The sequence below is a fragment of the Paraeggerthella hongkongensis genome (assembly GCF_003726035.1).
Lineage (GTDB): Bacteria > Actinomycetota > Coriobacteriia > Coriobacteriales > Eggerthellaceae > Paraeggerthella > Paraeggerthella hongkongensis.
Window position 1 is genome coordinate 273,302 of sequence record NZ_QICD01000002.1, and the last position, 21,446, is coordinate 294,747.

Here is a 21,446-nt window from a genome sequence, read left to right on the forward strand (position 1 = left end):
GCCCGCCTACCAAGCCTCCAGGCGGTCGACGACGGCGGCTATCTGGGCCTCGGGCGTACTCGCCCCCGCGGTGACGCCCACGCTCTCGCAGCCCTCGAACCAGGCGGGATCCAGCTCGTCGGGCGCTTCCACATGATGCGTGCGCGAGCACGCGGCCGCGCAGATCTCGGCCAGACGCGTCGTGTTCGACGAGTTGCGCCCGCCAATCACCACGATGGCATCCACCTCGTCCGCAAGCGCTGCGGCGGCTTCCTGCCGCTGCCGCGTGGCAAAGCAGATAGTGTTTTTGACCTGCGGCTCGATGCCGCGCGCAACAAGCGCGTCCACCACAGCGTCAAGCGACTCGCGCGTCTGAGTGGTCTGCACGACGATGCCGACGGGAGCCGGAAGGCCATCCGGCAGATCGGCAGGCTCGGTGACCACGGCCACCTGGCCTCCCGCCTCGCGGGCACAGGCAACCAGCCCTTCCACCTCGGGGTGCCCCGCCTCGCCCACCACCACCACGCGCCCGCACTGCCGCGCAAGCTCCGCAGCCGCCTTTTGAGCGCGCGCCACATGCGGGCACGTAGCGTCGATGATGGGCAGCCCGCGCTCCTCCACGCTGCGGCGCACGCCCGGCGTCACGCCGTGACTGCGAATGATGACCGACCCGTGATCCACTGCGTCAACGCTCTCGACTGCACGTATGCCGCGCTCGGCCAGCTCGCCCACCACCTGCGGGTTGTGGATGAGCGGCCCGAGCGTAGAGGCTCCCTCGGTGCGCCCGGCCGCCTCGAGCGCCATGTCGAGCGCCCGCTGCACGCCGTAGCAGGCGCCCGCGTGCTTGGCCTTCACCACCCTCATGCGCATGCTCCTTCCGCAGGCGTTTCCTTGGAAGCGCAGCGTGCCTTGGCGGCCTTCTTCTCCCTGATAGCGGCCACCAGCTCCTCGGTCGTGCGCCGCGCAACGCGATGATCGGCGAACGCCGCCGTGAAATCGCGGCCTTCCGGGAACAGCTCCGTCATATCCACCTGATCGGCCGGCACGTTCAGCGACAGCGCGAAGCATTCGCGCATCGCGTACCACGTGCAGCCGTCCAGACGATCCTCTTTCGGAAGAAAGTCGAAATCGCTCACCAGCAAAGGATCGCCGTACTCGATGGTCACCTTCGGGAAGCGCAAGAACTTCCCCTTCTCCTTGATGCGCTCGGCGTTGCGCACGGTCATCGGCAGGATGGGCGCATGCCCCATCTTCGCGATGAACGCCGCCCCTGAATGGATCTCGGGTGTGCGATCGCTCTTGCCGCGGCGCGTTCCCTCGGGAAGGATTCCCACGATCTCTTCGTTTTTCAGCATGCGGGTCGCGCGCTTGATGGCCGTTCTATCAGCGGAATCGCGTTTGATGGGAAACGCGCCCACGCGCGACAGAATATGCCCGGCCAGCCCATGGGCGTTGCCGAACAGGTTCTCGCGCCCGAGAAAACGGATCCATTGGGACGGGCGCGATGCCAGGTACATGAACACCACGTCGAGAAACGAGGTATGGTTCGCCACCACGACCACGCCGCTTTCGCCTTTGAAGCCGCGCAGGCTTTCGAGGTTGTCCACCCGATAGCGAAAACAGATCTTGAACACGAAGGCGAGGAATCCGTAGATCAGGTTGCCGACGAGACGCGGCGCCTGCTTTTCGTCGGACGCGCCGTCATAGGGCATGTCCCAGATCTTCTCATAAGGCAGGATCAGGCTCATGCGCGCTCGCCTTCGCCGCCGTCCGCACCCTTCTGACGCGCGAGCGCGCAGATCTCGTCGATCACGTCTTCGATGTAGTGCCCGGTCGAATCCAAATGCACGGCATCGTCTGCAGGCCGCAACGGCGACGTGGCGCGCGAGGAGTCCAGCTCGTCGCGTCGGCGAATGTCGGCAAGCACCTCGTCGAAGTCGATGGAGCCTACGGCACGGTCGACGTTTTGACGAACCCGACGATGAGCCCGCTCTTCAGCCGAAGCGGTCAGGAACACCTTCACCGGGGCTTCCGGAAACACCGTGGTGCCTATGTCGCGCCCTTCCACCACGTAGTCGCCCGCGCGGCCGATGCGCTGCTGCTGCTCCACCAAAGCCGCACGGACGGTTGGCGCGGCGGAGACGGGACTTACGGCGCGGTCGATCTCGGCGGTTCGGATGGCGTCGGTTACGTCAACGCCGCCGATGGAGACGCGGCGCGGAACCGGCTCGCCCGCCTCGTGTGCAAACGCGATGTCGTAGGTGCGCGCAAGGTTTCCCAGCGCGTCGCAGTCGTCGAGCGCCACGCCGTCTTGCAGGGCGCGCCATGCAACGGCTCGGTACATCGCACCGGTGTCCAGGCAAGAAAAGCCCAGTTCGCGCGCAACAGCTTTCGCAACAGTAGATTTTCCGGCCCCGCTCGGACCGTCAATGGCGATGATCATCGTGCCAACCTTTCGATATCGGAGAGAAATTGAGGATAGCTGATCTTCACGGAATCGAAGTTCGCTACGCTCACAGACGAGTCGCCTGTCAGGCCGACGAGCGCCCACGTCATAGCCAGACGATGGTCGCCCTTCGAGTCGAAGGACGCAGCATCCGGCACGACCAGATCCGGCTGCCCCTCGATGAACAGGTCGTTGCCTTCGACCCACGCGTCAACGCCCAGGGAGGACATGCCTTCCACCACCGCCTCCAGGCGATCGGTCTCCTTCACGCGCAGCTCCCCCACCTCGCGAAACACCGTGACGCCGCGCGCATGCGCCGCAACAAGCGACAGCACGGGGATCTCGTCGACGATGGACGCGATCTTGTCGGCGGGAACCTCGCAGCCTCGCAGGTTCGGCGTGTAGTCGACGGAAACGGTCCCGTAGGGTTCCTTGCCCGCAGATCCCGTGCGACGCAGGTTCACGCACGCGCCCATGCGCTCGAGCGTACGGGTGAAGCCGATGCGCGCCGGGTTCAGGCTGACGTTCTCGATTTGCACGGAGCTGCCTGGCTTGAGCGCCGCGGCGCACGCAAGGAACGCAGCGGACGAAGGATCGCCCGGAACCTGCACTTTGCAGGCTTTGAGTGCAGCAGGACCCGCGACGCTGGCCGTTCGATCCGCAGCCGTCGTATCTACGCCGAACTCCGGAAGCATGAGCTCGGTATGGTTGCGCGAAGGCGCGGGCTCGTTTACGGTGGTGGTGCCATGCGCGTACACGCCAGCAAGCAGCACTGCCGTCTTCAGCTGGGCCGACGCCATAGGAGCATCGTAGACAAGAGGATGCAGATTGCGCGTTCCGCACACGACGAGCGGCAGCGTTTCGCGACCTTCGGGCTGAAAGCGAACCCCCATCTTCATGAGCGGCGCAGTAATGCGACGCATAGGACGCTTCACCAGGGACTCGTCGCCGGTCAGCTCCACGCGCACGTCCCACGGAGCAAGCACGCCCATGAGCAGGCGCGCCGTGGTGCCGGAGTTGCCGCAGTCGATAGGGCCTTCGGGCTGAGACGGCCCCTTCGCCCCCCAGCCCTCCACCACGCCCGCCAGGCTTTTGTCGGGCTGAGGTTCAAGCTCGGCCCGCGCGCCCAGCTGCCGCACCGCCGCGATGGACGAACGCACGTCCTCGGAATCAAGAACGCCGGTCAGTTTCGAGATGCCCTCGGCCATGGCCGCGAACAGCACCGCTCGATGCGAGATGGACTTGTCGCCCGGCACGGTAGCCGCGCCCCGCAACGGCGCGCGCAGAGGCTCGATGATGGTCGCCGCTGATTCAATCGACATGTATATGCTCCTTTGCCGCCAGAGGACTGAACGAAACCGAAAAGCCCGCGTTGATGAGCTGCGCGGACAGCTGGCCGACGTCGCCCTCGTCGGTCAGCACCAAGCTGAGCACGGCGCTGTCCTCGGTGACGTGGTCTATCTCGATGGACTGGATGTTGCAACCGACCGAGCTGGTAATGGTGGTCACCTCGGCCACCACGCCCGTGCGGTTCTCCATGGGAATGCGAACCTCGAGCAAACGCTCGGTCGAAGGCACCCAAGCAACGGGCAGAGCCCGGCGAGCTTCCGCTGCGGTGGCAAGAAGATCCGTCAGCTGCGCGCGATTCCCCGACTCGAGCGCGCCGGAGAACGAGGAGATGATCTCCTGCATCTCCGACAGCCCGTCGACGAGTGCGTCCTTGTTGTCGAACGCGATGCCGCACCACAGCTCCGGCGAACCGGCAGCGATGCGCGTCGAGTCCTTGAACCCGCCCGCGGCCAGCCGCATAAGGGCCTGCTGGTCGTCCGCATGACGACTCGCCAGCTGCATGAGCGACGAGGCGACGATATGCGGAACATGGCTCACCACCGCAACCGCCTCGTCATGATCTTCGCGCGGCAGCACGATAACGCGCGCGCCCAGCGAAGTGATCAGCTCGTGCAGGCGCGGAAAGTGCTCAGCGGGCGTGTTCGCATCGGGGCACAGAATCCAGTGAGCGCCCTTGAACAGATCCGCCCGCGCTCCTTCGATGCCGTTTTTCTCCGAGCCCGCCATAGGATGGCCGGGAACGTAGTTTTCAGGACGGGCAAGATGCGCGCAGGCAAGCTCCACGATACGGCTCTTCGTGGACGCGGTGTCGGTGACGATGCCTTGAAAATCCCATGCAGCCAGGTCTTTCAGGTAGTCTTCGACCGCTCCTACCGGCGTGGCCAGAACCACCAGGTCGCAACCTTCGTCCACGAACTGCCGAAACGCAGGATCGGCCGGAAGCGCGCCTTCGGTCGCCCAGCCGCGCTCGAGAGCCTGCGCAAGCGTGCGCTGGTCGACGTCGACCGCAAGCACCCGCGCATCGGGATGCGCAGAGCGAAACGCCGCGGCGAAGGACGCGCCAACCAGGCCGAATCCCACGACCGCAACGCGATCGAATCCCGGCTCCGCGATATGGTCAACTTGTTGATGTGACATGAAACGGAAACACTCTCCCTGTTGCAAACATATTGACGTGCGCCGGCAGACAATGCCGACGTGCGTATTCTAGCATTATCGACCGAAGGATCGGCCGCCCGCGCCGCGCGTCGCTACGAACCGTCCTCCACGGCTCGCTTCAAAGCCGCAACCTCTTCGGACGAGAGCATCCGCCACGAGCCGCGTTCGAGGTCGCCCAGCTCAAGCGGGCCGAACGAATCGCGATGAAGCGCCAGCACCGGATGACCGATCGCAGCCAACATGCGCTTCACCTGGCGCTTTCTTCCCTCGCGAAGAACCACGCGGACAATGGAGCGGCACGCCGCGCGCTGCTTGCACTCGACGGCGTACTCGCGCGACGCCCGGGCGGGCACGGCCGGCGGCGCTTCGAGAACGCGCTCGGCGCGGCGAGCTGGCGGACCTTCCACAAGACGGACGTCGGAAGGGGCCGTAAGCCCGTCGTCAAGCTCCACCCCGCGACGCAAGCGCGCAAGGTCGCGTTCGGCGGGCCGACCCTCGACGCATGCCAGGTAGCGCTTCGCCACATGATGCTTGGGATGCAGCAAGCCGTTGCCCAGGTCGCCGTCGGTCGAGAACAGCAGCAAGCCCGTGGTGTCGGCGTCGAGCCGCCCGATGGGAAACAGCCCCGGATACCGATCGACGGGGACGAGCTGCGCCACGGCGGGGCGCCCCTGCGGATCGGACATGGTCGTCACGAATCCCGCCGGCTTGTGCAACATGACGGTCACGGGGCCGTCGGCCAGCCGAACCTCTATCCCGTCTACGGCAACCTGGTCCACAAGCGGATCCACTTTACTGCCCAACTCGGTTACCACCTGACCGTTCACCGTTACGCGACCGGCCGTCATGAGGTTCTCGGATCCACGGCGGCTTGCAGCCCCCGCTCGCGCGAGGAACTTCTGCAAGCGCATGGGGACGACGCGGGGTGTTTCGTTGGTTTCTTCGGTCACAGGTCCTCCAGGATCGGCGAGGGCTTCCGCTGTTCGGCAGAACGGCGGAACCGCTTACTCGTCATCGGTTTCAAACGTCAGCTCGTCAAAGTCTATTTTCTCGACCAGGCCGAAGCCGGAAGCCATGGCCTCGGCCAGCATGCGCTGGGCGGCGTCCGACGCGGCTTCCTCGCGCGGGCTCTCAGCCACGATGACGCCGTCTTCGTCGTCGAGATCGAACTGCACGCCCGCCAAAGGATCGACTTCGTCCGACCCCTCCTCCGCGCCCGCTTCCGCAGCTTGGGCGACGCGCACGTCGTCGCGCGTTGCGGACAATCGCTCGCGAATGAACGCGCGCGTATCGTCGTCGGGCGCGAACTGGTCCAGATCGGGCAGGTCGGCCACCGAGCGCAACCCGAACTTCTCCAGGAAGGCGCGCGTAGTTGCGTACAGCGTGGGGTTTCCGGGCGCGTCGGCCACGCCAGCCTCGCGCACCAAGCCCTTCTCCACCAGCGAGTTGATGGAGCTGTCCGAGTTGACGCCGCGCACGCTAGCGACCCCGCTGCGCGTCACCGGCTGCAGGTACGCCACGATGGAAAGCGTCTCCATCGCAGCCTGGGAAAGCTTGCGGGTATCCCACGACAGCACGTACTTCTCTATCAGCTCGTGATACGCAGGATGCGTGTACAAGCGCCATCCACCGGCAACCTCGCGCAGCTGGATGCCGCGGTCCTCGCGCTCCAGCTGATCGCGCAGCTCCACGAGCGCATGCTCGACCTCGCCCGGGGCAACCTCCAGCATGTCGGCCAGGGCAAGCGTGCCCACCGGCTCGTCGGTTACGAAGAGCATGGCTTCGATAGCGCCTTTGATCTGGCCTTCCTGCAAACCTTGGAACATGTCAACCTTCCTCGACCGACGTAAGGGCGTCCTCGCCTTCCAGCGAAAGGTCGCCGGACCCTTCGATGTAGCGGATGTCGATATCGCCGAACAGCTCGGCCTGCTCGATCTTCACCATGGCGCGCTTGTACAGCTCGAGCACCGCCAAGAACGTAACCACCACCACGGGCGTGGGCGTCTGCGCGTTGACCAACTCTGAAAAGCGGATCTCCTTCTTGTTGCGGATGCGCTGATGGATGGCGCGCACGTGCACCTCGACGGGAATGGGCTTTGCTGCGATATGCTCTGACTCCAGCAGGAACACGTCGCGCCGAGCAAGCGCGCGTGCTGCCAAAAGCGCCAACCCGTCGAGCGTGACGTCCTTCAAATAGTCGGGCATGAGATTCAAAAAGCACGCGTCGGGACCGAAGGGTCGAGCATGCATGCGACCCTCCGCCACGAAGCGCATATGCAGCGCGCTGGCGGCGTTCTTGTACTGCTTGTACGCCAGCAACCGCTCCACCAGGATGTCGCGCGCTTCGCTGGGAGCGAGCTCTTCCAATTCCTCCTGCACCGCATCGCGCTCGCGTGGAAGCAGGCTCTCGGCCTTGATCTCCAAAAGCGTGGAGGCCACCAGCAGAAAGTCGCTCGCGACGTCCAGATCCAGGTTGTCCATGCGAGAGACTTCGGCCAGGTACTGGTCGGCGATCTGCGTGATGGAAATGGCCCCGATGTCCACTTTCTGACGGCTGACCAAATGCAGCAGCAGATCGAACGGCCCCTCGAAGCTGTCTATGCGAACCTTGTACGCCATGCACGGCCCCGCCTACCTGAACGGGTACAGCAGGTTGAACACGTTTCCGGCCGTCGCGTCCAGATAGATGCCGATGGGGTTGAAATGCAGCACGTACGGCACCAAGATGACGGCGATCATGAAGATGGGAAACGCATATTGCTGCACCTTGTAATACTGGGGAAGATACTTCGCCGGAAGCAGGAACGCGAAGATGGACGATCCGTCCAACGGCGGGATGGGCAGCAGGTTGAAGAACATGAGATACAGGTTTATCAGCGAGAACATGGGTAGGAACAGGGTGAAGAAGTAATAGAACACCATGCTTTGAGCCAACTGGGCAACCGGCAGGACGAACAGGATAACCGCGTACACCGCCGCGCCCAGAACGGCCAGCGCCAAGTTTGCCGCAGGGCCGGCCAAGCCCACGATGAGGTCGCCTTTGCGAGGATCCTTGAAGTACGCCGGATTATACGGCACCGGCTTCGCGTAGCCGAACACCGGCATGTTCATGGCCATGAGCATAAGCGGCATGATGACCGTGCCGAAAGGATCCACGTGCTTGAGCGGGTTGAACGAAAGCCGTCCGGCTCGCTTGGCGGTAGGATCGCCCAGCTTGTAGGCGGCAAAACCGTGGCACGCCTCGTGGCAAACGATGGCAGGCACGAAGCTCAGGATGGAGCATATAAGGTAAGGCAGCGATATAGACATAATGCTGATCAGTCTACCGCAAGCGCCCAGCCCGCCCGCCCCAAGAGGGAAAACTTCATAAACTCGCAGCGTCAGGAGTTCCAGGAGCAAGCAAGTTTGGGCGCAAATCGGAACCTGGGACAATTCTGCGCGCGCGAAGCCGCCTGCTAGCGGCGTCGCCAAATGAGACCATGCCTTTTGCCGGTAGAATGCCGCCGAAGCCGCGTTCGGGGTCCGATTATTTGTCACAGGTGCCCATTCGCGCCCAAAACTCGGAACGCTACCGCAGCCTGCCCGCGGAGGGTTCGAAAATGGCAGAGATTCCGAGGTTTGCGGATTTTGACTCGCGACGGCGCGCATAAAAAGGGAAGATGAGATCTGCGACCAGGCATTATGCGATCACTTGTTCGCTATAAGTGGAATTTCTCGCGTTCGGGAGCCACAAACCTCCCAATCTCTGCCAAAAAGCGGACGTCCGCTGTTAACCTGCACCGCGTGCAGGCCGATCCCGCACGCGAAAAAGGGGCCGCGATTCAACCGCGGCCCCTTCGGGTTCATCGAGCAGCATGCAAGAGACTACGCGTTGTCGGCTTCGAACTGCTTCATGAAGGCGACGAGCGCCTCCACGCCCTCGCGAGGCATGGCATTGTAGATGCTCGCGCGCATGCCGCCGACGCTGCGGTGGCCCTTGATGCTCTCGATGCCCGCCTTCCTGGCCTCGGCCACGAACTTGGCGTCCAATTCGTCGTTGCCGGTCACGAACGGCACGTTCATGATGGAGCGATCTTCCTTGCGCGCCGTACCGCTAAAGAGCGCGCTCTGATCCAGGTAATCGTAGAGCAGCTGCGCCTTCTCCACATTGCGCTCCTTCATGGCCTCCAAACCGCCCTGGGCCTTCAGCCACTTGAACACCTTGCCGCACATGTAGATGCCGTAGCACGGCGGCGTGTTGTACAGGCTCTTCGCGTCAGCATGCGTGTCGTAGCGCAGCATGGTGGGCGTTCTGGGGAACACGTCGTCGCTGATCAGGTCTTCACGGATGATGACGATGGTCACGCCGGCCGGACCGACGTTCTTCTGCACGCCGCCGTAGATCAAACCGTAATCGGACACGTTGATGGGCTCAGACAGGAAGCACGAGGACACGTCGGCCACAAGCGGCTTTCCCTGCGTGTCGGGCAGCTCGTGGTACACGGTGCCGTAGATGGTCTCGTTCTGGCAGATGTAGACGTAGTCGGCGTCTTCGGAGATCTCGAGCTTCTTCACGTCGGGCACATAGCTGAAATTCTCGTCGTCGCTGTTGGCAATGCAGCGCGCGTCGCCGTAGAGCTTCGCTTCCTTCCATGCCTTCTTCGACCAAGAGCCGCTTACCACGTAGTCGGCAACCTTGTTGCGCATCAGGTTCATGGGAATCATGGCGAACTGCGTGGACGCGCCGCCCTGCAAGAACAGCACGCGGTAGTTGTCAGGGATGCCCATGAGGTCGCGCAGATCCTGCTCGGCCGATTCGATGATGGAAGCGAACGGCTTGGAACGATGACTCATCTCCATGACGGACATGCCGCTGCCCTGGTAGTCGAGCATTTCGGATGCCGCCTCGGCAAGCACTTCCTCCGGCAGAACCGCCGGACCGGCCGAGAAATTGTACACACGAGCCATGGGGACCTCCTTGACATTCTTTCAGACAATGCCGCCCAGTATACACGCTCGCAGCGCGCACGGGACGCTTTATCCCGCTAAAGCGGCGAATAGGCTCCCAGACGGCAAAGGCGGATGCGCTTCGGCCGCTTTAAGCCCGATCCAAAGCGCAAGCTAACCCAGTCCCGGATACCCTTGCTGTCGCAGGGCCTCGTAGGAAGCCACGGCTACGGCGTTGCTCAGGTTCAAGCTGCGCAGCCCCTCGCGCATGGGGATTCGAACGCAACGGTTGGCGTAAGCCTCGATGAAGCGCAGGTCGAGCCCGCGGCTTTCGCGCCCGAACACGAGAAAGGCGCCCTCGCCGTACGAAACCTCGGCGAAGCCGCGGCACGCCTGCCCCGTGAACAGATGCAGCTCGTCGTTTCCGTGCGCCTCGAAAAACGCATCGGCGCACGGCCAGCGCACGATGTCCACTTCGTCCCAGTAGTCGCATCCGGCGCGCGACAGGTTCTTCTGCGTCAAGCGAAAGCCCATCGGCTCCACCAGGTGCAGGCGCGCGCCCACGCATGCGCACGTGCGAGCGATGTTGCCGGTGTTCTGCGGAATCTCAGGCTCCACGAGCACGATGTTCAGCGACTTGCTCACAGCGCCTCCGCCTGTTTCGCCATTTCATCTTCCAGCTCTTCCGTGAGCAAGAACCACTCCTCCTCGGCAGCGGCAAGGCGCTGCTTGAGCTTGGCGTGCTCGGCCACGGCGTCCGAAGAAGCGTCCTCGTTCACGTAAAAGCCCGGATCGGCCATGAGCTCGAGCAGTTCCGCCATGCGCGCGCTGTCGCGCTCCATCTGCCTGTCCAGCTCGGCTATGCGCTTGCGATGGTTCTTGAGCGCGGCGTACGCACGGTTGCGCGCCTCCGCCTCGCGGCGCTTCTGCTCCTTGGACTTCGGCGCGCTCGCGCGCGGCGCCGTAAGCTCAACCTGCGCAGCGCCGGACGCGGAACCCGCACTGTCCGGCCGATGCTCGGCGCCGGACGCCGGCCGAGAGCCACCCTTCCCCTTCTGAGCGCCCTTCCCTCGCGGCGCGTCCTCGCCCATCACCTCGTCAACCAGCGAGCGGTCCTCCGGTGCCGGGCCGTCCAACTGCCCGCTCTTGAACAGGTAGTAGTCGTAGTCGCCGTCGTAGCTTGTCACCTTGCCCGGCTCGATCTCCACGATGCGGTTCGCTACGCCCCGAATCAAATGCCGGTCGTGGGTGATGAACAAGATGGTGCCCTCGAAGGTTTTCAGAGCTTGCTCCAAGATGTCGGCGCTGGCGATGTCCAAGTGGTTCGTCGGCTCGTCCAAGCAGAGGAGCGGGCGCGGCGCTACCAGCATCTTCGCCAAAGCCAGGCGGCTCTTCTCGCCACCTGAGAGAACACTTACCTTTTTATCCACCGCGTCGCCCGTGAACAGGAACGCGCCGAGCAGCGTGCGAACCTGCGATATCGACCAGCCCGGAGCCACGTGGTCGAGCTCTTCGAACACCGTGTTGCCGGGATGCAGCTCGTCAAGCTGGTGCTGGGCGTAATAGGTTTTGGAAACGTGAACGCCGTAGTCGATGCTGCCCGCATCGGGACTGGTAGCCCCCGCGATCATCTTCAGCAACGTCGACTTACCCGCGCCGTTGGGTCCCACCAGGGCAATCTTGTCGCCTCGGTACATGGTGAAATCGAAGCCGTCGTAAACGGTCTTGCTGCCGTAGCGCTTCACGAGGCCGCGGGCGCGCACCACTTCGTCGCCCGTGCGCGGCGGCTGCTTGAAATTGAACTTGACGGTCTTCTTCTCTTCGGGAAGCTCGATGCGCTTGATCTTCTCAAGCTTTTTGACGCGATCCTGAACCTGCTTAGCCTTGGTGGGCTTGTAGCGGAACTTCTCGACGAATGCCTCCATGTGGGCGATCTCCTCGGCCTGCTTCGCCGCTTCGGCGCGCAGGCGCTCGAGTCGCTCTTCTCGCGACTTGAGGTAGGCCGAGTAGTTGCCCTTGTAGATGCTCACCTGCCCGTTGTCCACTTCGGCAACGCGATCGACCATGTTGTCCATGAATGCGCGGTCGTGGCTGACCACGACGACGGTTCCCGCATAACCGCGCAGAAAGCCCTCGAGCCATTTGACGCTTTCCAGGTCAAGGTGGTTGGTGGGCTCGTCGAGCAGCAGCACTTCAGGGTTGCGGATGAGCAGTTTCGCCAACGCGATGCGCATCTGCCAACCACCGGAGAACTCAGTGGTGGAGCGAGCAAGATCCACCTCTTTGAAGCCCAAGCCGAAAAGCACGCTGCGCACCTTCGCCTCGATGGTGTAGCCGCCCAGCACCTCGTAGGCATCGCGGGCGCGGCCGGCCGCTGCCAACTGCTGATCGGTCGGATTGTCGCCCAGCTCGGCCTCCAGCTTGTGCAGCCGGTGCTCCGCTTCAAGCACTTCCACCTGCGAGGACATGACCTCTTCGAAAATGGAGCGATCCTCCATCTCGATGGCCTCTTGCTCCAGGTAGCCGACGCGCGCGCCCTTTGCAAACAAAACGCGTCCCTCGTCGGCGTCCTCCTGACCGGAGACGATGTTCAAAAGCGTGGTCTTGCCCGCCCCGTTCGGGCCGACAAGCGCCAAGCGCTCGTATTCCTCCAAGCGAAACGTCACGTCATGGAAAAGCTGACGTCCCCCGAACGATTTTGATATGTGCTCAAGCTGCATGATCATAATGCGAACGCGCCTTCGGTTCTCGTACTGGCAAAAACGGCGCGCGCTCATCGCGAACGCCAACCGTCTATGATAACCGAAGATGCCGTTTACGGCGATGCACTTCCTGGATCGCGAGCCAACGCCTATACTGAAGCTGAATGAAGCCACGTCGACAAGGAGGCGATCGCCATGACCATGAATCCCAACACGCGCGTGTCGGACATCCACGCCGACGAGAAGTCGCTCATTCTCCGTCGGGCCGAAACCGCCACGATCGGTTCGCTTTTCGCCGCAGCTTTCATCATTGCGGTCACGTTCATCGCCCGCACGTTCTACGAATAGTCTCGGGCGAAGCCTCACCCGAAGAGGCCGCCGAGCGCAAACGTCAGGATCCCTTGCCTAAAAACTTGACTTGGAGCGCACTCCACATGCTTCAATGCAAGACGGCATGCGCATGCAAGCCGCAAGACGAAAGGATCCCCCCATGAAGATAGCCGAAGTAAGCAAACGATACGACCTTTCAGCCGACACGCTTCGCTACTACGAGCGCATCGGGCTGCTTTCCAACATAACGCGCAACGCAAGCGGTATACGGGACTATAGCGACCAGGATTGCTCGCGAGTGCAGTTCGTCAAATGCATGCGTAAAGCGGGGGTGTCCATCGAAGCGCTCATCGAGTACATGCGCCTGTTCGAGCAAGGCGACGACACGATCGCGAGGCGCAAAGCACTGCTCGAAGAGCAGCGAGACCTGGTAAGGGAGCGCATCGCCGAAATGCAGGCAGGCCTTGATCGCCTTGACTACAAGATAGAGCACTACGAGCAGACCATCGTGCAAGCCGAGAAGAAGCTCCGGTGAAATCGCCCGAGATCGGAAAGGGCCGGACAAACACACGTTTCTGCCTATAGCCCTATGATCAGCCCGCAGACACACATTTCTGCCTATAACTCCCGAACTAGCATTGCCCGCAGTACGCAAAAAAGGCCGCCAGTCGTTTGACTGGCGGCCTGGCGTTTCATGGCTCCCCGGGTAGGATTCGAACCTACAACCCTCCGGTTAACAGCCGGATGCTCTGCCGTTGAGCTACCGAGGAATGAGGAGCGCTCCGTTGCGCGAGTAAGTATTATACCGGAACCAAAACATTGTGCAAGACCGTTTTTTCAAAATTTGGGCATGTGCCCGAAAATAGTTCCCGCCATCGCTGGTTCCAGCAATCTACCTGGTGCGTTAGTACACCATACCCATCGTTTCACGCACTTGCGCAAGCGTAGCCTCGGCAATTTCGTTCGCCTGACGGTTCCCGTCATGCAAGACGTCCTTGATGTAGTCCATGTCCTGCATGAGCTCTAGACGGCGTTCGCGAATAGGAGCCAAAAAGCCGTTCACGCTTTCGGTCACGTACTTCTTGAGCGCCCCCGATCCCCCGTCGCCGATCTCAGCAGCAATCTCAAGCTCGGTGCGGCCCGTGCAAAGCGCGGCCGTCGTCAGAAGCGCGGACACGCCGGGACGGTTTTCCTTGTCGTACGTGATAACGCGATCGGCGTCGGTCTTGGATTTTTTGATGAGCTTCGCCGTCTCTTCGTCGGTAAGCGACAAGCTGATGGCGTTTCCGTAGCTCTTCGACATCTTGCGCCCATCAAGACCGGGAATCTCCACGGCGTCGTTGAGCACGCCCTCGGGCTCGGGGAACACATGGCCGAACCGTTCGTTGAAACGACGGGCGATCAAACGTGTCTGCTCGATATGCGGCAGCTGGTCCTTGCCCACCGGCACGATGTTGCCCTTGCAGAACAGAATGTCGCAAGCCTGATGCACAGGATACGTAAGCAGAAGACCGGTAAGCGCATGGCCGGAAGCCTCCATTTCGGACTTCACCGTAGGGTTGCGCTGCAGTTCGGCTTCGGTCACCAGCGAGAGAAACGGAAGCATCAGCTGATTGAGCGCAGGGACGGCCGAGTGCGTGAAGATCATGGTTTTCGCCGGATCGAGACCGCATGCCAGGTAATCGATCACCATGTTGTACACGTTGTCGCGAATGTGCTCGGTAGTGTCGCGATCGGTAATCACCTGATAGTCGGCGATGATGACGCGCGTCGTTACGCCCAGGTTCTGCAGAGCCACGCGCTCGCGAATGGTGCCGAAGTAATGGCCCAGGTGCAAACGGCCGGTCGGACGGTCGCCGGTGAGCATGGTGTAGTTCTCGGGATGGACGGGCAGATCTGCGCGGATCTCGTCGCTGCGCTTCTTGCTGGCTTCAAAGCTATCGGTGCTCATGATGTTCCTATCGCGAAATCGTTGTGTCGGACCGTTCGGCGCCGCGAGCCAAGCCGGGCGCCGCGCATCGCAACAGTATAGCCGTTTTGGGGTGCGGGCGGCACATCGGGCCGCTTTGCTGCACGCTATAATCGTGAACCGTATCGCACCCTAAGGAGGATTCATGAACGACACGCTGAAAAACTTGACGAAAGAAGAGTTGCTCGAACTGCTCGAGATATACGCTAAAAACCTGATCGCGCTCGACGGGACGTGGTTCCAATCAATCGAGAAAGACGACGGCATGGACGCAGCCATGCATCATGACGTGGAAGCATGGCGACGATTCAGCGTTTCGGAGGGCCGCCGCATCAAGGCGTTTCTCGGACTGGACGAGCACCCGGGCATCGAAGGGCTGGCGAAGGCCCTTTCGCTGCGCTGCCAATCAGCCGCGAACATCGACGAGATAACCGTGAACGACAACGAGCTGACGTACCGCATCGTCGATTGCCGCGTACAGAACGCCCGCGAGCGAAAGGGCATGGGGTTTCATCCATGCAAGAACGTGGGAGTGGTGGAGTACGCGGTGTTCGCAACCGCCATCGATGACCGCATCGTTTGCGAATGCCTGAGCTGCTTCCCCGACATCGTGGACAACACTTGCAACTGCGCTTGGAAATTCACGCTGAAAGCCTAAGACTGCAAAAAAAGCCTTCCCGAAGGAAGGCTTTTGAATTCATGGTGGTCGCTACAGGATTTGAACCTGTGACCCCCGCCGTGTGAACGGATTAAAACAGCAGGTCAGAAGCACTATTTACGAGTAAATACGCTATTTTAGGCACACGCTAACAATAGGTAAAACGAGGTAGTTTCTTGTGCATAGGCACATTATAGGCACACGTTTTTGAAGGCTATTTGAAAGCGTTTCAAGTCCGAATGACGGAAGCCCCCGCGCATTGAGGCGCTAGGGCTTCCTAATTGTTACTGCAAGGCTACCATATCCCTTTTAAGGGGTGCTTTTAGCCCACTTCGCGTATTGTCTCATGCAAGCATGGACTAACGCCTTAAAACGCATCAGAATAGCCGATAGGCAATGAACGCCAAGCATCCCACGAGAACAACGCCCATGAGAGCTAAAGTGAGTCGGTATCTCTTGAGGGTGGCTAGGTGTTCAAGGCTCATTTGCAACATGGGGACGGTATAGCTTGGTAGCAGCTTATCGTCCTCCTTTATTCCTACTAGCTCGCTAGGTTTTTCTTCGGTGCGTTCTCGCTTCAAGCGTGCTTCCTCGAACTCCACTTGCAAGCCTTTTGCGCTTTCCCAAATGGTGCGCATATATGACAAGTATTCGTCTTTGGCTATGGAGCCATTTTCAAAGGCCGCTTTGACCTCATCGCGTATGCAATTGAGCGTGAGTGCGTCGCACAAAAGTGATTCTTTGTTTGCCTGTAGGGGAAAATTCGTCATGTTTACGCCTCCTCACGATCGACAACGACAGGAAACGCGGTCACGTTATCATCGAGAGCAGCTATCTTGCTTGAGAGCATTGCTACAATTTCGCCCGCGTTTTGACTGTATGCATCATCCTGAGCGATTGACCTGCCGTAGTTTCGAGTGCTTTCCTCGATCTCCTTTATTCCGTTGATGTATTCACCGACCGGGTCTTTAACTTCATAGCCGCATCGCCTTGCAGCATCCTGGACAAGGCGCATACCTGCGAAGTTGTACCCGTCCTGAACGTAACCATCATGGAATGATCGCAAGTCTGATTCCGATAGGCTCAACGCACCCGTTAGAAATGCGAGTTCTTGCGTCGTAACTCGGTTGGGGTCTATCCTGATAGCCTGCATCGCCTCGTCAAGGTCGGCAGTGAGCTTGTCGGCACTTGATTCATATCCTCCCAAGAGCGCCGTTTCTTCTTCTTTCAGTCTATCAAGTTCCTGTCGGTAACCCTCGCGGCCTATGACCGACTCCTGAAGCTGCTTGTATGCTTCATCCTTGCGCTTCGCTATCGCCTGCGCACCTTCGCGGTAGGTGTTTGCCGCCTTTAAGGTTGAGTTGATATTACTGAGTGCTACTTCCGATACTCTGAGCATTTGTACCTACTTTCTATTTTGCACGAGCCTCTTGCCCGTTGCCTGCTGGATACGTGCTATCAGTACGTGCACCGTTCGATGAAACGCGACTCGTTGGCAAGGAAAACGAGGGGAACCTCACCACATGACCCGAAGCGATTCTTTCTCACTGATAGCGTGACGAGCCTCTTTGACTTTGCTGCTTCCTCTGCGCGTTCATCTTCAGTGCTGCCGTCCACGTCCAAGAAAAGCACGCATGAGGCGCTATACTCAATCTCGGATGATCCAGACAAGCTTGCAAGTTGCCTTCCGTTACGGTTCGCCCGGTTCTTGCTGCTGATGACCAGAACGGGCGTTTTGTACGTCTTGGCTAGTTTACAGAGGCCGCGCATGTTTGCCGTATGTGTCTGATAGTCGGTAGCCGAAGGGTCGCCGTCAGATGGCGGGAGAAGCTGCAAATAGTCGATAACGAGCAATGGCGGGAACTCGGCACTGGGAAGGCTCTCGTACAGCTTGCGCAAATCTGCCACGGTCACTCGCTCGTCTACGGTGGCTATGTTTGGCGCGGTCTGTTCGCGGTACGCTATTAACGCCTCCATCATGGCTTGCTTGCCGTCATTGCTGAGTTGCCGGGCGTTCATGAGCTGTCGCACGGTCAAGGGCGGCAGAGAGGGAGACAGGGCGCTGATGCGTGAAAGCGACTTTGCAAGCATCTGGGATGCTGACATCTCCAGCGAGACAAATAGCGCCTTGCGGCTGCCGAACTCGGCTATACGGTCGGCGATCTGAAGCGCGAGGGTAGTCTTGCCCGCGCCTGGTTCAGCCGCGAGTACGTAAATTTCAGGATATAACCCCCCGCCCAACATACTATCGAGTGACTGAATACCCGTTTTACCGCACGGCTTCATGGATGATAGCTGTGAGATAAGTTCATCCAGCTTTTCAATGTTCCAAGTTATGTTTTTCATCTTGCACCACCGCCTAGCCGCCTGCGCTTCAATGCGCGGGGCGGCGTTGCTGCGAGTAAGTGGATGCTTCTTTGTTGTAGCACTTGTCCTCCTGTCCGCTCACCTCGGAAAGCATGGAGGCTTTCCGGGATCGCTAGTCGTTGGGTTGTTTTTCTTGTCGTAAGGTTTTCTATCCTGTCCGCTTCGCTCGGAAAGCATGGAGGCTTTCCGGCTGCGCTCTTATATGTTCCTGTTCTACGTCCGGAATCCCGAACTTCTTAAGCCGCTTAATAGATTTTCAAAATCATCTTTCTAGCAGGCTTTTCTTTCTCCGAGAAGTCCGGAATCCCGAACGCCTTGTAAGAAGTCCGGAATCCCGAACTTCTTAAACAGCCTAGAAGTTCTGAAAACCGAATGTCTTAGCTGAGGATAAAGCTATAAACGCAGCCCGTTTTAGTGCGCTCGCTGCTTATGAAGCCTGCCTGCTTCAACTCCTTGAGACCAGAGAAAACCTGTGTCCGGCTCTTCCCTGTCTTCTTCGCCAAAAGAGGCGTACCGACGACACCAGTTCGCCCGGTTTTCGCATTTCTACACGTGACGAGCGCGACATACACACAGCATGCTGTTGGTGAGACGCTGGGGCAGACCGCATCGAATTCGGCTTGCGTCAAGTATGCGCCCGCCTTGCATTTCACCTGATCACACCCCCTTTGTAAGCGCCACAAACAGGCATGTCATATTTGGCCGCATATCCGATGAAGAACTGGCAGCATGTTTCAAGCTCGCGCCGCCGATGCTCACGCGAACGGTGCTCTGGAGTGGCAAGACGCTGTCGTTCAAGAAGGGCGGCCTGATGTTGTGCCCCGTTCATCGAGTGCAGCCGCTCATGAAGCGCCTGAGGTTCTCTTCGGACACGTACCACCTGCGACCGCACTTAAAACCGCCCGGAAGTTCACCAGACGAAAGCGACAAACGGATGGTTTGAGGGCTGACTCCAAAAATTTGCGCGAGATCTTCGACCGTGTAAACTGACCGATTGGAATCGATTTTGTTCGATTTGTAAAAAGTCATTGTGCTCCTTCCATTAAGAGTTGCCTAAAGACACAGAGTCGGTTAACCTATGCCTAAAGCTTACTACCTGCCACTATGCAAGGCAAAAATTTTTAAGAAGAAACAATCAACGATTAATAATTTGATAGAAATTAGGAGTCGCTTAATGGGATACACGAAAGAATATGAAGTGGCAAAGGGTGACCGTTCTTTTCCGGCTAGGCTCAAAACATTACTTAACGCAGAACATATGACACAGAAGGACTTAGCTGCTTACTGCGGTGTGTCGCCTGCTTCAATAACTGGATGGATGGGAGGAAGTGAGCCTGATTTCGATACTCTTAGGAGGCTTGCAGGTAGATTCAATGTCACTATTGATTATCTTCTTGGAGCTAGTGACAACAAGAGTAAAGAAGAAAGCATCCAAGAAGTAGGGAGGTTAATCGGTCTCGATGATGATGCGATACGTGTCTTGGCTGACAGAAATCTTAATAGAGCATTTTATAAATCACTTGTTGAGGTTGACCTTGGATATTCTTCGCCGCTATGCGACCCTACGGTTTTGCTTAGTAGGCTTTTTCAAGATGGAAAATTTATCGGATATCTAACGTGCTTTCTCGCTGCGAAGAGGGATAAAGCCAATGGGTGGGGACATAGCGATATTGAGGCTAAGGCCTATCTCATAGACATACAAAGCCTTTTACTAAGCATTCGCGAAGAGATTCAAGACAGGATTGATTGCTCAAGAGAACCGCTTGAAAAGAAGATAACTAAGTATGACCCAAAATATAACAACTGATTGAGCGGGCTAAAGCCAACAGGAAGGAACAGGGCAATGGTTAAAGGCGATGGTCAGGATAAGCGCGGCAATAAAGGCGACGGGTGCCTTACGGCGCTAGGGCGCAACAAGTGGCGGGTATTCGTAGACTTCGGAGTGAACCCCATCACCAAGAAGCGCGAGCGTGTTACGCGCGTTGTAAACGGCACTAAGGCAGATGCCCGCAAGGTGCGCGACACGATCAAGCAGGAACATGAGAACGGCTTGCGTGTTGATGCTGACAAGATGACGTTCGCGGAATTTTCCGAAGCGTGGCAAAATGCTCGCGTTACCGCTGAGGAAGTCGGAAAGACGCATATTCAGCGAGATAGGCAGCTTATAAATACCCTGAACTCATATATTGGTACGCTGACATTGGGAGAGATAACACCCCAAGTGGTCGAATCTATGTACACCCTCATAAAAACCGACAAAGTGGCTAAGTTTGGAAAGTATAGCGGCACTAGCTTGCTGATGGTTCACCAGAAGTTGAAGCAGATCATGAGCAAGGCGGTGGACTACGATTATATTCTCCGCAATCCTTGCGACCGCGTAAAGGCACCGAAGAAGGATGAACCTGATAGGAAGTCGCTCACAGTCGAAGAAGCCGCTAGGCTGTTGGCTTGTATAGATGAAGCTGAAGCGGACGCATACGCCGCCATGGAGGCCAAGGAAGCACGGCAGACGGCGCGGGGTAACCTGTTCGGGCGAGAGTACTTGCGCGGCTTGAACATTATCGGCAACGTGTTGGCTATTCGTATTGGGCTAGCAACTGGTATGAGGCGCGGAGAAGTATTTGGCCTCTGCTGGGGGAGTATCGACCTAGAGAACAGACGCTTGAACGTCGCTCAATCGCTTACGAGCCTAGGAGAAGTGAAGCCCCCGAAGAGTAAAGCCGGGGTTAGAACCATAGCCATAGACGCGACCACCTGCGCCCATCTAAGGGCATGGAAGCAAAGGCAAGGTGTAGAACTGCTCAAAGTTGGTTTGAAGCTGGGAGATAGCACGCCCGTATGCTGCTCAGAGAAGGGCGGCTTCATTGACTTACACAACTTCGAACGATGGTGGAGAGCGTTTCGGAACGAGAACGGTTTTACTGACTTGCGGTTCCACGAGCTACGCCACACGCAAGCAACTCAGCTTCTTGCTAACGGGGTAGACGTTAAAACGGTACAAACGCGCCTCGGTCACTCAAACGCTGCGCTAACGTTGAACTGGTACGCTCATGCCATCCCCGAAAACGACGAGAAAGCCGCCGCCATGCTAGGGGATTTGTTCGCAAGCAAGCCGAAGGAAACGCCCATAGTGAGGGTGAAAACGGCATGATTTTGTGTCATAGGCACACGATAGGCACATTTCAGCAATTCACAGCCCAGTAAAAGAAAACAGGCCACCGGAGAAAATACCCGATGACCTGCGTAAATTCATGGTGGTCGCTACAGGATTTGAACCTGTGACCCCCGCCGTGTGAAGGCGATGCTCTCCCGCTGAGCCAAGCGACCGTACTTGTTGCTTCGTTCGCAACGCTGAAATATTGTACCGGTAGTTTTAAGAGCGCGCAAGCCCCTATTTTCAATTTTTTGAGAATAGGGCCGCAAGGGGTTTCCGAAGTTGATTTGCAGGCTGAACCGAACACTTTGCTTTTTCTCTTGAACTTAGCCGTACGCGTGCAGCTAAGTTTGAGAATCCTTGCCTAAGGGTGGGCCGAAGGGGCCTGCCGAAAAGGAAAGGACAAG

General features: G+C 59.1%; 22 protein-coding genes and 2 tRNA genes. 5 read left to right on the top strand and 19 right to left on the bottom strand.

Going from position 1 to position 21,446, the window contains the following annotated elements; translation table 11 throughout:
- Window positions 1-6: 6 nt before the first annotated feature.
- The 12 genes from ispH to DMP08_RS02635 form a co-directional block, all read right to left on the bottom strand.
- A complete protein-coding gene (gene ispH / locus DMP08_RS02580) occupies window positions 7-843 on the bottom strand; it encodes a 4-hydroxy-3-methylbut-2-enyl diphosphate reductase (RefSeq protein WP_123191421.1) in 837 nt (278 codons plus the stop codon).
- Window positions 840-1,727, bottom strand: coding sequence for a lysophospholipid acyltransferase family protein (locus DMP08_RS02585; RefSeq protein ID WP_123191422.1), 888 nt, complete (start codon window positions 1,725-1,727; stop codon window positions 840-842). Before DMP08_RS02585 ends, ispH begins: the two co-directional genes overlap by 4 nt.
- Window positions 1,724-2,422 carry a (d)CMP kinase gene (gene cmk, locus DMP08_RS02590; RefSeq protein WP_123191423.1) on the bottom strand — a complete coding sequence of 233 codons (699 nt, stop codon included), beginning with the start codon at window positions 2,420-2,422 and terminating at the stop codon, window positions 1,724-1,726. The genes DMP08_RS02585 and cmk overlap by 4 nt, the downstream gene beginning before the upstream one ends.
- A complete protein-coding gene (gene aroA, locus DMP08_RS02595) occupies window positions 2,419-3,747 on the bottom strand; it encodes a 3-phosphoshikimate 1-carboxyvinyltransferase (RefSeq protein WP_123191424.1) in 1,329 nt (442 codons plus the stop codon). The genes cmk and aroA overlap by 4 nt, the downstream gene beginning before the upstream one ends.
- Entirely contained in the window at window positions 3,737-4,912 is a 1,176-nt protein-coding gene (locus DMP08_RS02600; RefSeq protein WP_123191425.1) for a prephenate dehydrogenase, read from the bottom strand. Before DMP08_RS02600 ends, aroA begins: the two co-directional genes overlap by 11 nt.
- Window positions 4,913-5,025: 113 nt before the next feature.
- Window positions 5,026-5,844, bottom strand: a complete 819-nt coding sequence (locus DMP08_RS02605) for a pseudouridine synthase (protein WP_123191426.1) — start codon at window positions 5,842-5,844, stop codon at window positions 5,026-5,028.
- Window positions 5,845-5,937: 93 nt separating this feature from the next.
- Complete coding sequence (gene scpB / locus DMP08_RS02610; protein WP_123191427.1) at window positions 5,938-6,759, bottom strand: SMC-Scp complex subunit ScpB; 822 nt, start codon at window positions 6,757-6,759, stop codon at window positions 5,938-5,940.
- A 1-nt stretch (window position 6,760) separates the two neighbouring features.
- The gene (locus tag DMP08_RS02615) at window positions 6,761-7,552 is read right to left on the bottom strand and encodes a segregation and condensation protein A (RefSeq protein ID WP_123191428.1); all 792 of its coding nucleotides are present in this window, start codon (window positions 7,550-7,552) and stop codon (window positions 6,761-6,763) included.
- Between the two features lie 12 nt (window positions 7,553-7,564).
- Window positions 7,565-8,242 carry a site-2 protease family protein gene (locus tag DMP08_RS02620; RefSeq protein WP_123191461.1) on the bottom strand — a complete coding sequence of 226 codons (678 nt, stop codon included), beginning with the start codon at window positions 8,240-8,242 and terminating at the stop codon, window positions 7,565-7,567.
- Window positions 8,243-8,797: 555 nt separating this feature from the next.
- Window positions 8,798-9,880, bottom strand: coding sequence for a 3-phosphoserine/phosphohydroxythreonine transaminase (serC, locus tag DMP08_RS02625; RefSeq protein ID WP_123191429.1), 1,083 nt, complete (start codon window positions 9,878-9,880; stop codon window positions 8,798-8,800).
- A 153-nt stretch (window positions 9,881-10,033) separates the two neighbouring features.
- Complete coding sequence (locus DMP08_RS02630; RefSeq protein WP_123191430.1) at window positions 10,034-10,504, bottom strand: tRNA (cytidine(34)-2'-O)-methyltransferase; 471 nt, start codon at window positions 10,502-10,504, stop codon at window positions 10,034-10,036.
- Window positions 10,501-12,585 (bottom strand): ABC-F family ATP-binding cassette domain-containing protein, encoded by a 2,085-nt coding sequence (locus DMP08_RS02635; RefSeq protein ID WP_123191431.1) that lies wholly within the window; start codon window positions 12,583-12,585, stop codon window positions 10,501-10,503. Before DMP08_RS02635 ends, DMP08_RS02630 begins: the two co-directional genes overlap by 4 nt.
- A gap of 171 nt (window positions 12,586-12,756) precedes the next feature.
- Here DMP08_RS02635 and DMP08_RS12405 point away from each other — a divergent pair, with 171 nt between their 5' ends.
- Window positions 12,757-12,909, top strand: coding sequence for a hypothetical protein (locus DMP08_RS12405; RefSeq protein ID WP_161555405.1), 153 nt, complete (start codon window positions 12,757-12,759; stop codon window positions 12,907-12,909).
- Between the two features lie 142 nt (window positions 12,910-13,051).
- Window positions 13,052-13,426 (top strand): MerR family transcriptional regulator, encoded by a 375-nt coding sequence (locus DMP08_RS02640; RefSeq protein WP_123191432.1) that lies wholly within the window; start codon window positions 13,052-13,054, stop codon window positions 13,424-13,426.
- Between the two features lie 160 nt (window positions 13,427-13,586).
- Here the strand turns inward: DMP08_RS02640 and DMP08_RS02645 are convergent.
- Window positions 13,587-13,661: transfer RNA gene (locus DMP08_RS02645), tRNA-Asn, on the bottom strand.
- Window positions 13,662-13,795: 134 nt separating this feature from the next.
- The gene (trpS, locus tag DMP08_RS02650; RefSeq protein WP_211328370.1) at window positions 13,796-14,842 is read right to left on the bottom strand and encodes a tryptophan--tRNA ligase; all 1,047 of its coding nucleotides are present in this window, start codon (window positions 14,840-14,842) and stop codon (window positions 13,796-13,798) included.
- 163 nt (window positions 14,843-15,005) lie between these two features.
- On the opposite strand from trpS, the gene DMP08_RS02655 reads away from it, so the two are divergent.
- Entirely contained in the window at window positions 15,006-15,518 is a 513-nt protein-coding gene (locus DMP08_RS02655) for a DUF6125 family protein (protein WP_123191434.1), read from the top strand.
- Window positions 15,519-15,895: 377 nt separating this feature from the next.
- On the opposite strand, the gene DMP08_RS02660 is transcribed toward DMP08_RS02655, so the two are convergent.
- The 4 genes from DMP08_RS02660 to DMP08_RS12775 form a co-directional block, all read right to left on the bottom strand.
- Entirely contained in the window at window positions 15,896-16,288 is a 393-nt protein-coding gene (locus DMP08_RS02660; RefSeq protein ID WP_123191435.1) for a hypothetical protein, read from the bottom strand.
- Between the two features lie 2 nt (window positions 16,289-16,290).
- Window positions 16,291-16,917 (bottom strand): hypothetical protein, encoded by a 627-nt coding sequence (locus tag DMP08_RS02665; RefSeq protein WP_123191436.1) that lies wholly within the window; start codon window positions 16,915-16,917, stop codon window positions 16,291-16,293.
- Window positions 16,918-16,976: 59 nt separating this feature from the next.
- The gene (locus DMP08_RS02670) at window positions 16,977-17,864 is read right to left on the bottom strand and encodes a DnaB-like helicase C-terminal domain-containing protein (protein ID WP_123191437.1); all 888 of its coding nucleotides are present in this window, start codon (window positions 17,862-17,864) and stop codon (window positions 16,977-16,979) included.
- Between the two features lie 846 nt (window positions 17,865-18,710).
- Entirely contained in the window at window positions 18,711-18,914 is a 204-nt protein-coding gene (locus DMP08_RS12775) for a helix-turn-helix domain-containing protein (RefSeq protein ID WP_123191438.1), read from the bottom strand.
- A 145-nt stretch (window positions 18,915-19,059) separates the two neighbouring features.
- Between DMP08_RS12775 and DMP08_RS02680 the strand changes: the two genes are divergently transcribed.
- Both DMP08_RS02680 and DMP08_RS02685 read left to right on the top strand, forming a co-directional pair.
- A complete protein-coding gene (locus DMP08_RS02680; protein WP_161555406.1) occupies window positions 19,060-19,692 on the top strand; it encodes a helix-turn-helix domain-containing protein in 633 nt (210 codons plus the stop codon).
- Window positions 19,693-19,728: 36 nt separating this feature from the next.
- Entirely contained in the window at window positions 19,729-21,036 is a 1,308-nt protein-coding gene (locus tag DMP08_RS02685; protein ID WP_123191440.1) for a tyrosine-type recombinase/integrase, read from the top strand.
- Window positions 21,037-21,137: 101 nt separating this feature from the next.
- On the opposite strand, the gene DMP08_RS02690 is transcribed toward DMP08_RS02685, so the two are convergent.
- A tRNA-Val gene (locus tag DMP08_RS02690) sits at window positions 21,138-21,212 on the bottom strand.
- Between the last annotated feature and the right edge of the window lie 234 nt (window positions 21,213-21,446).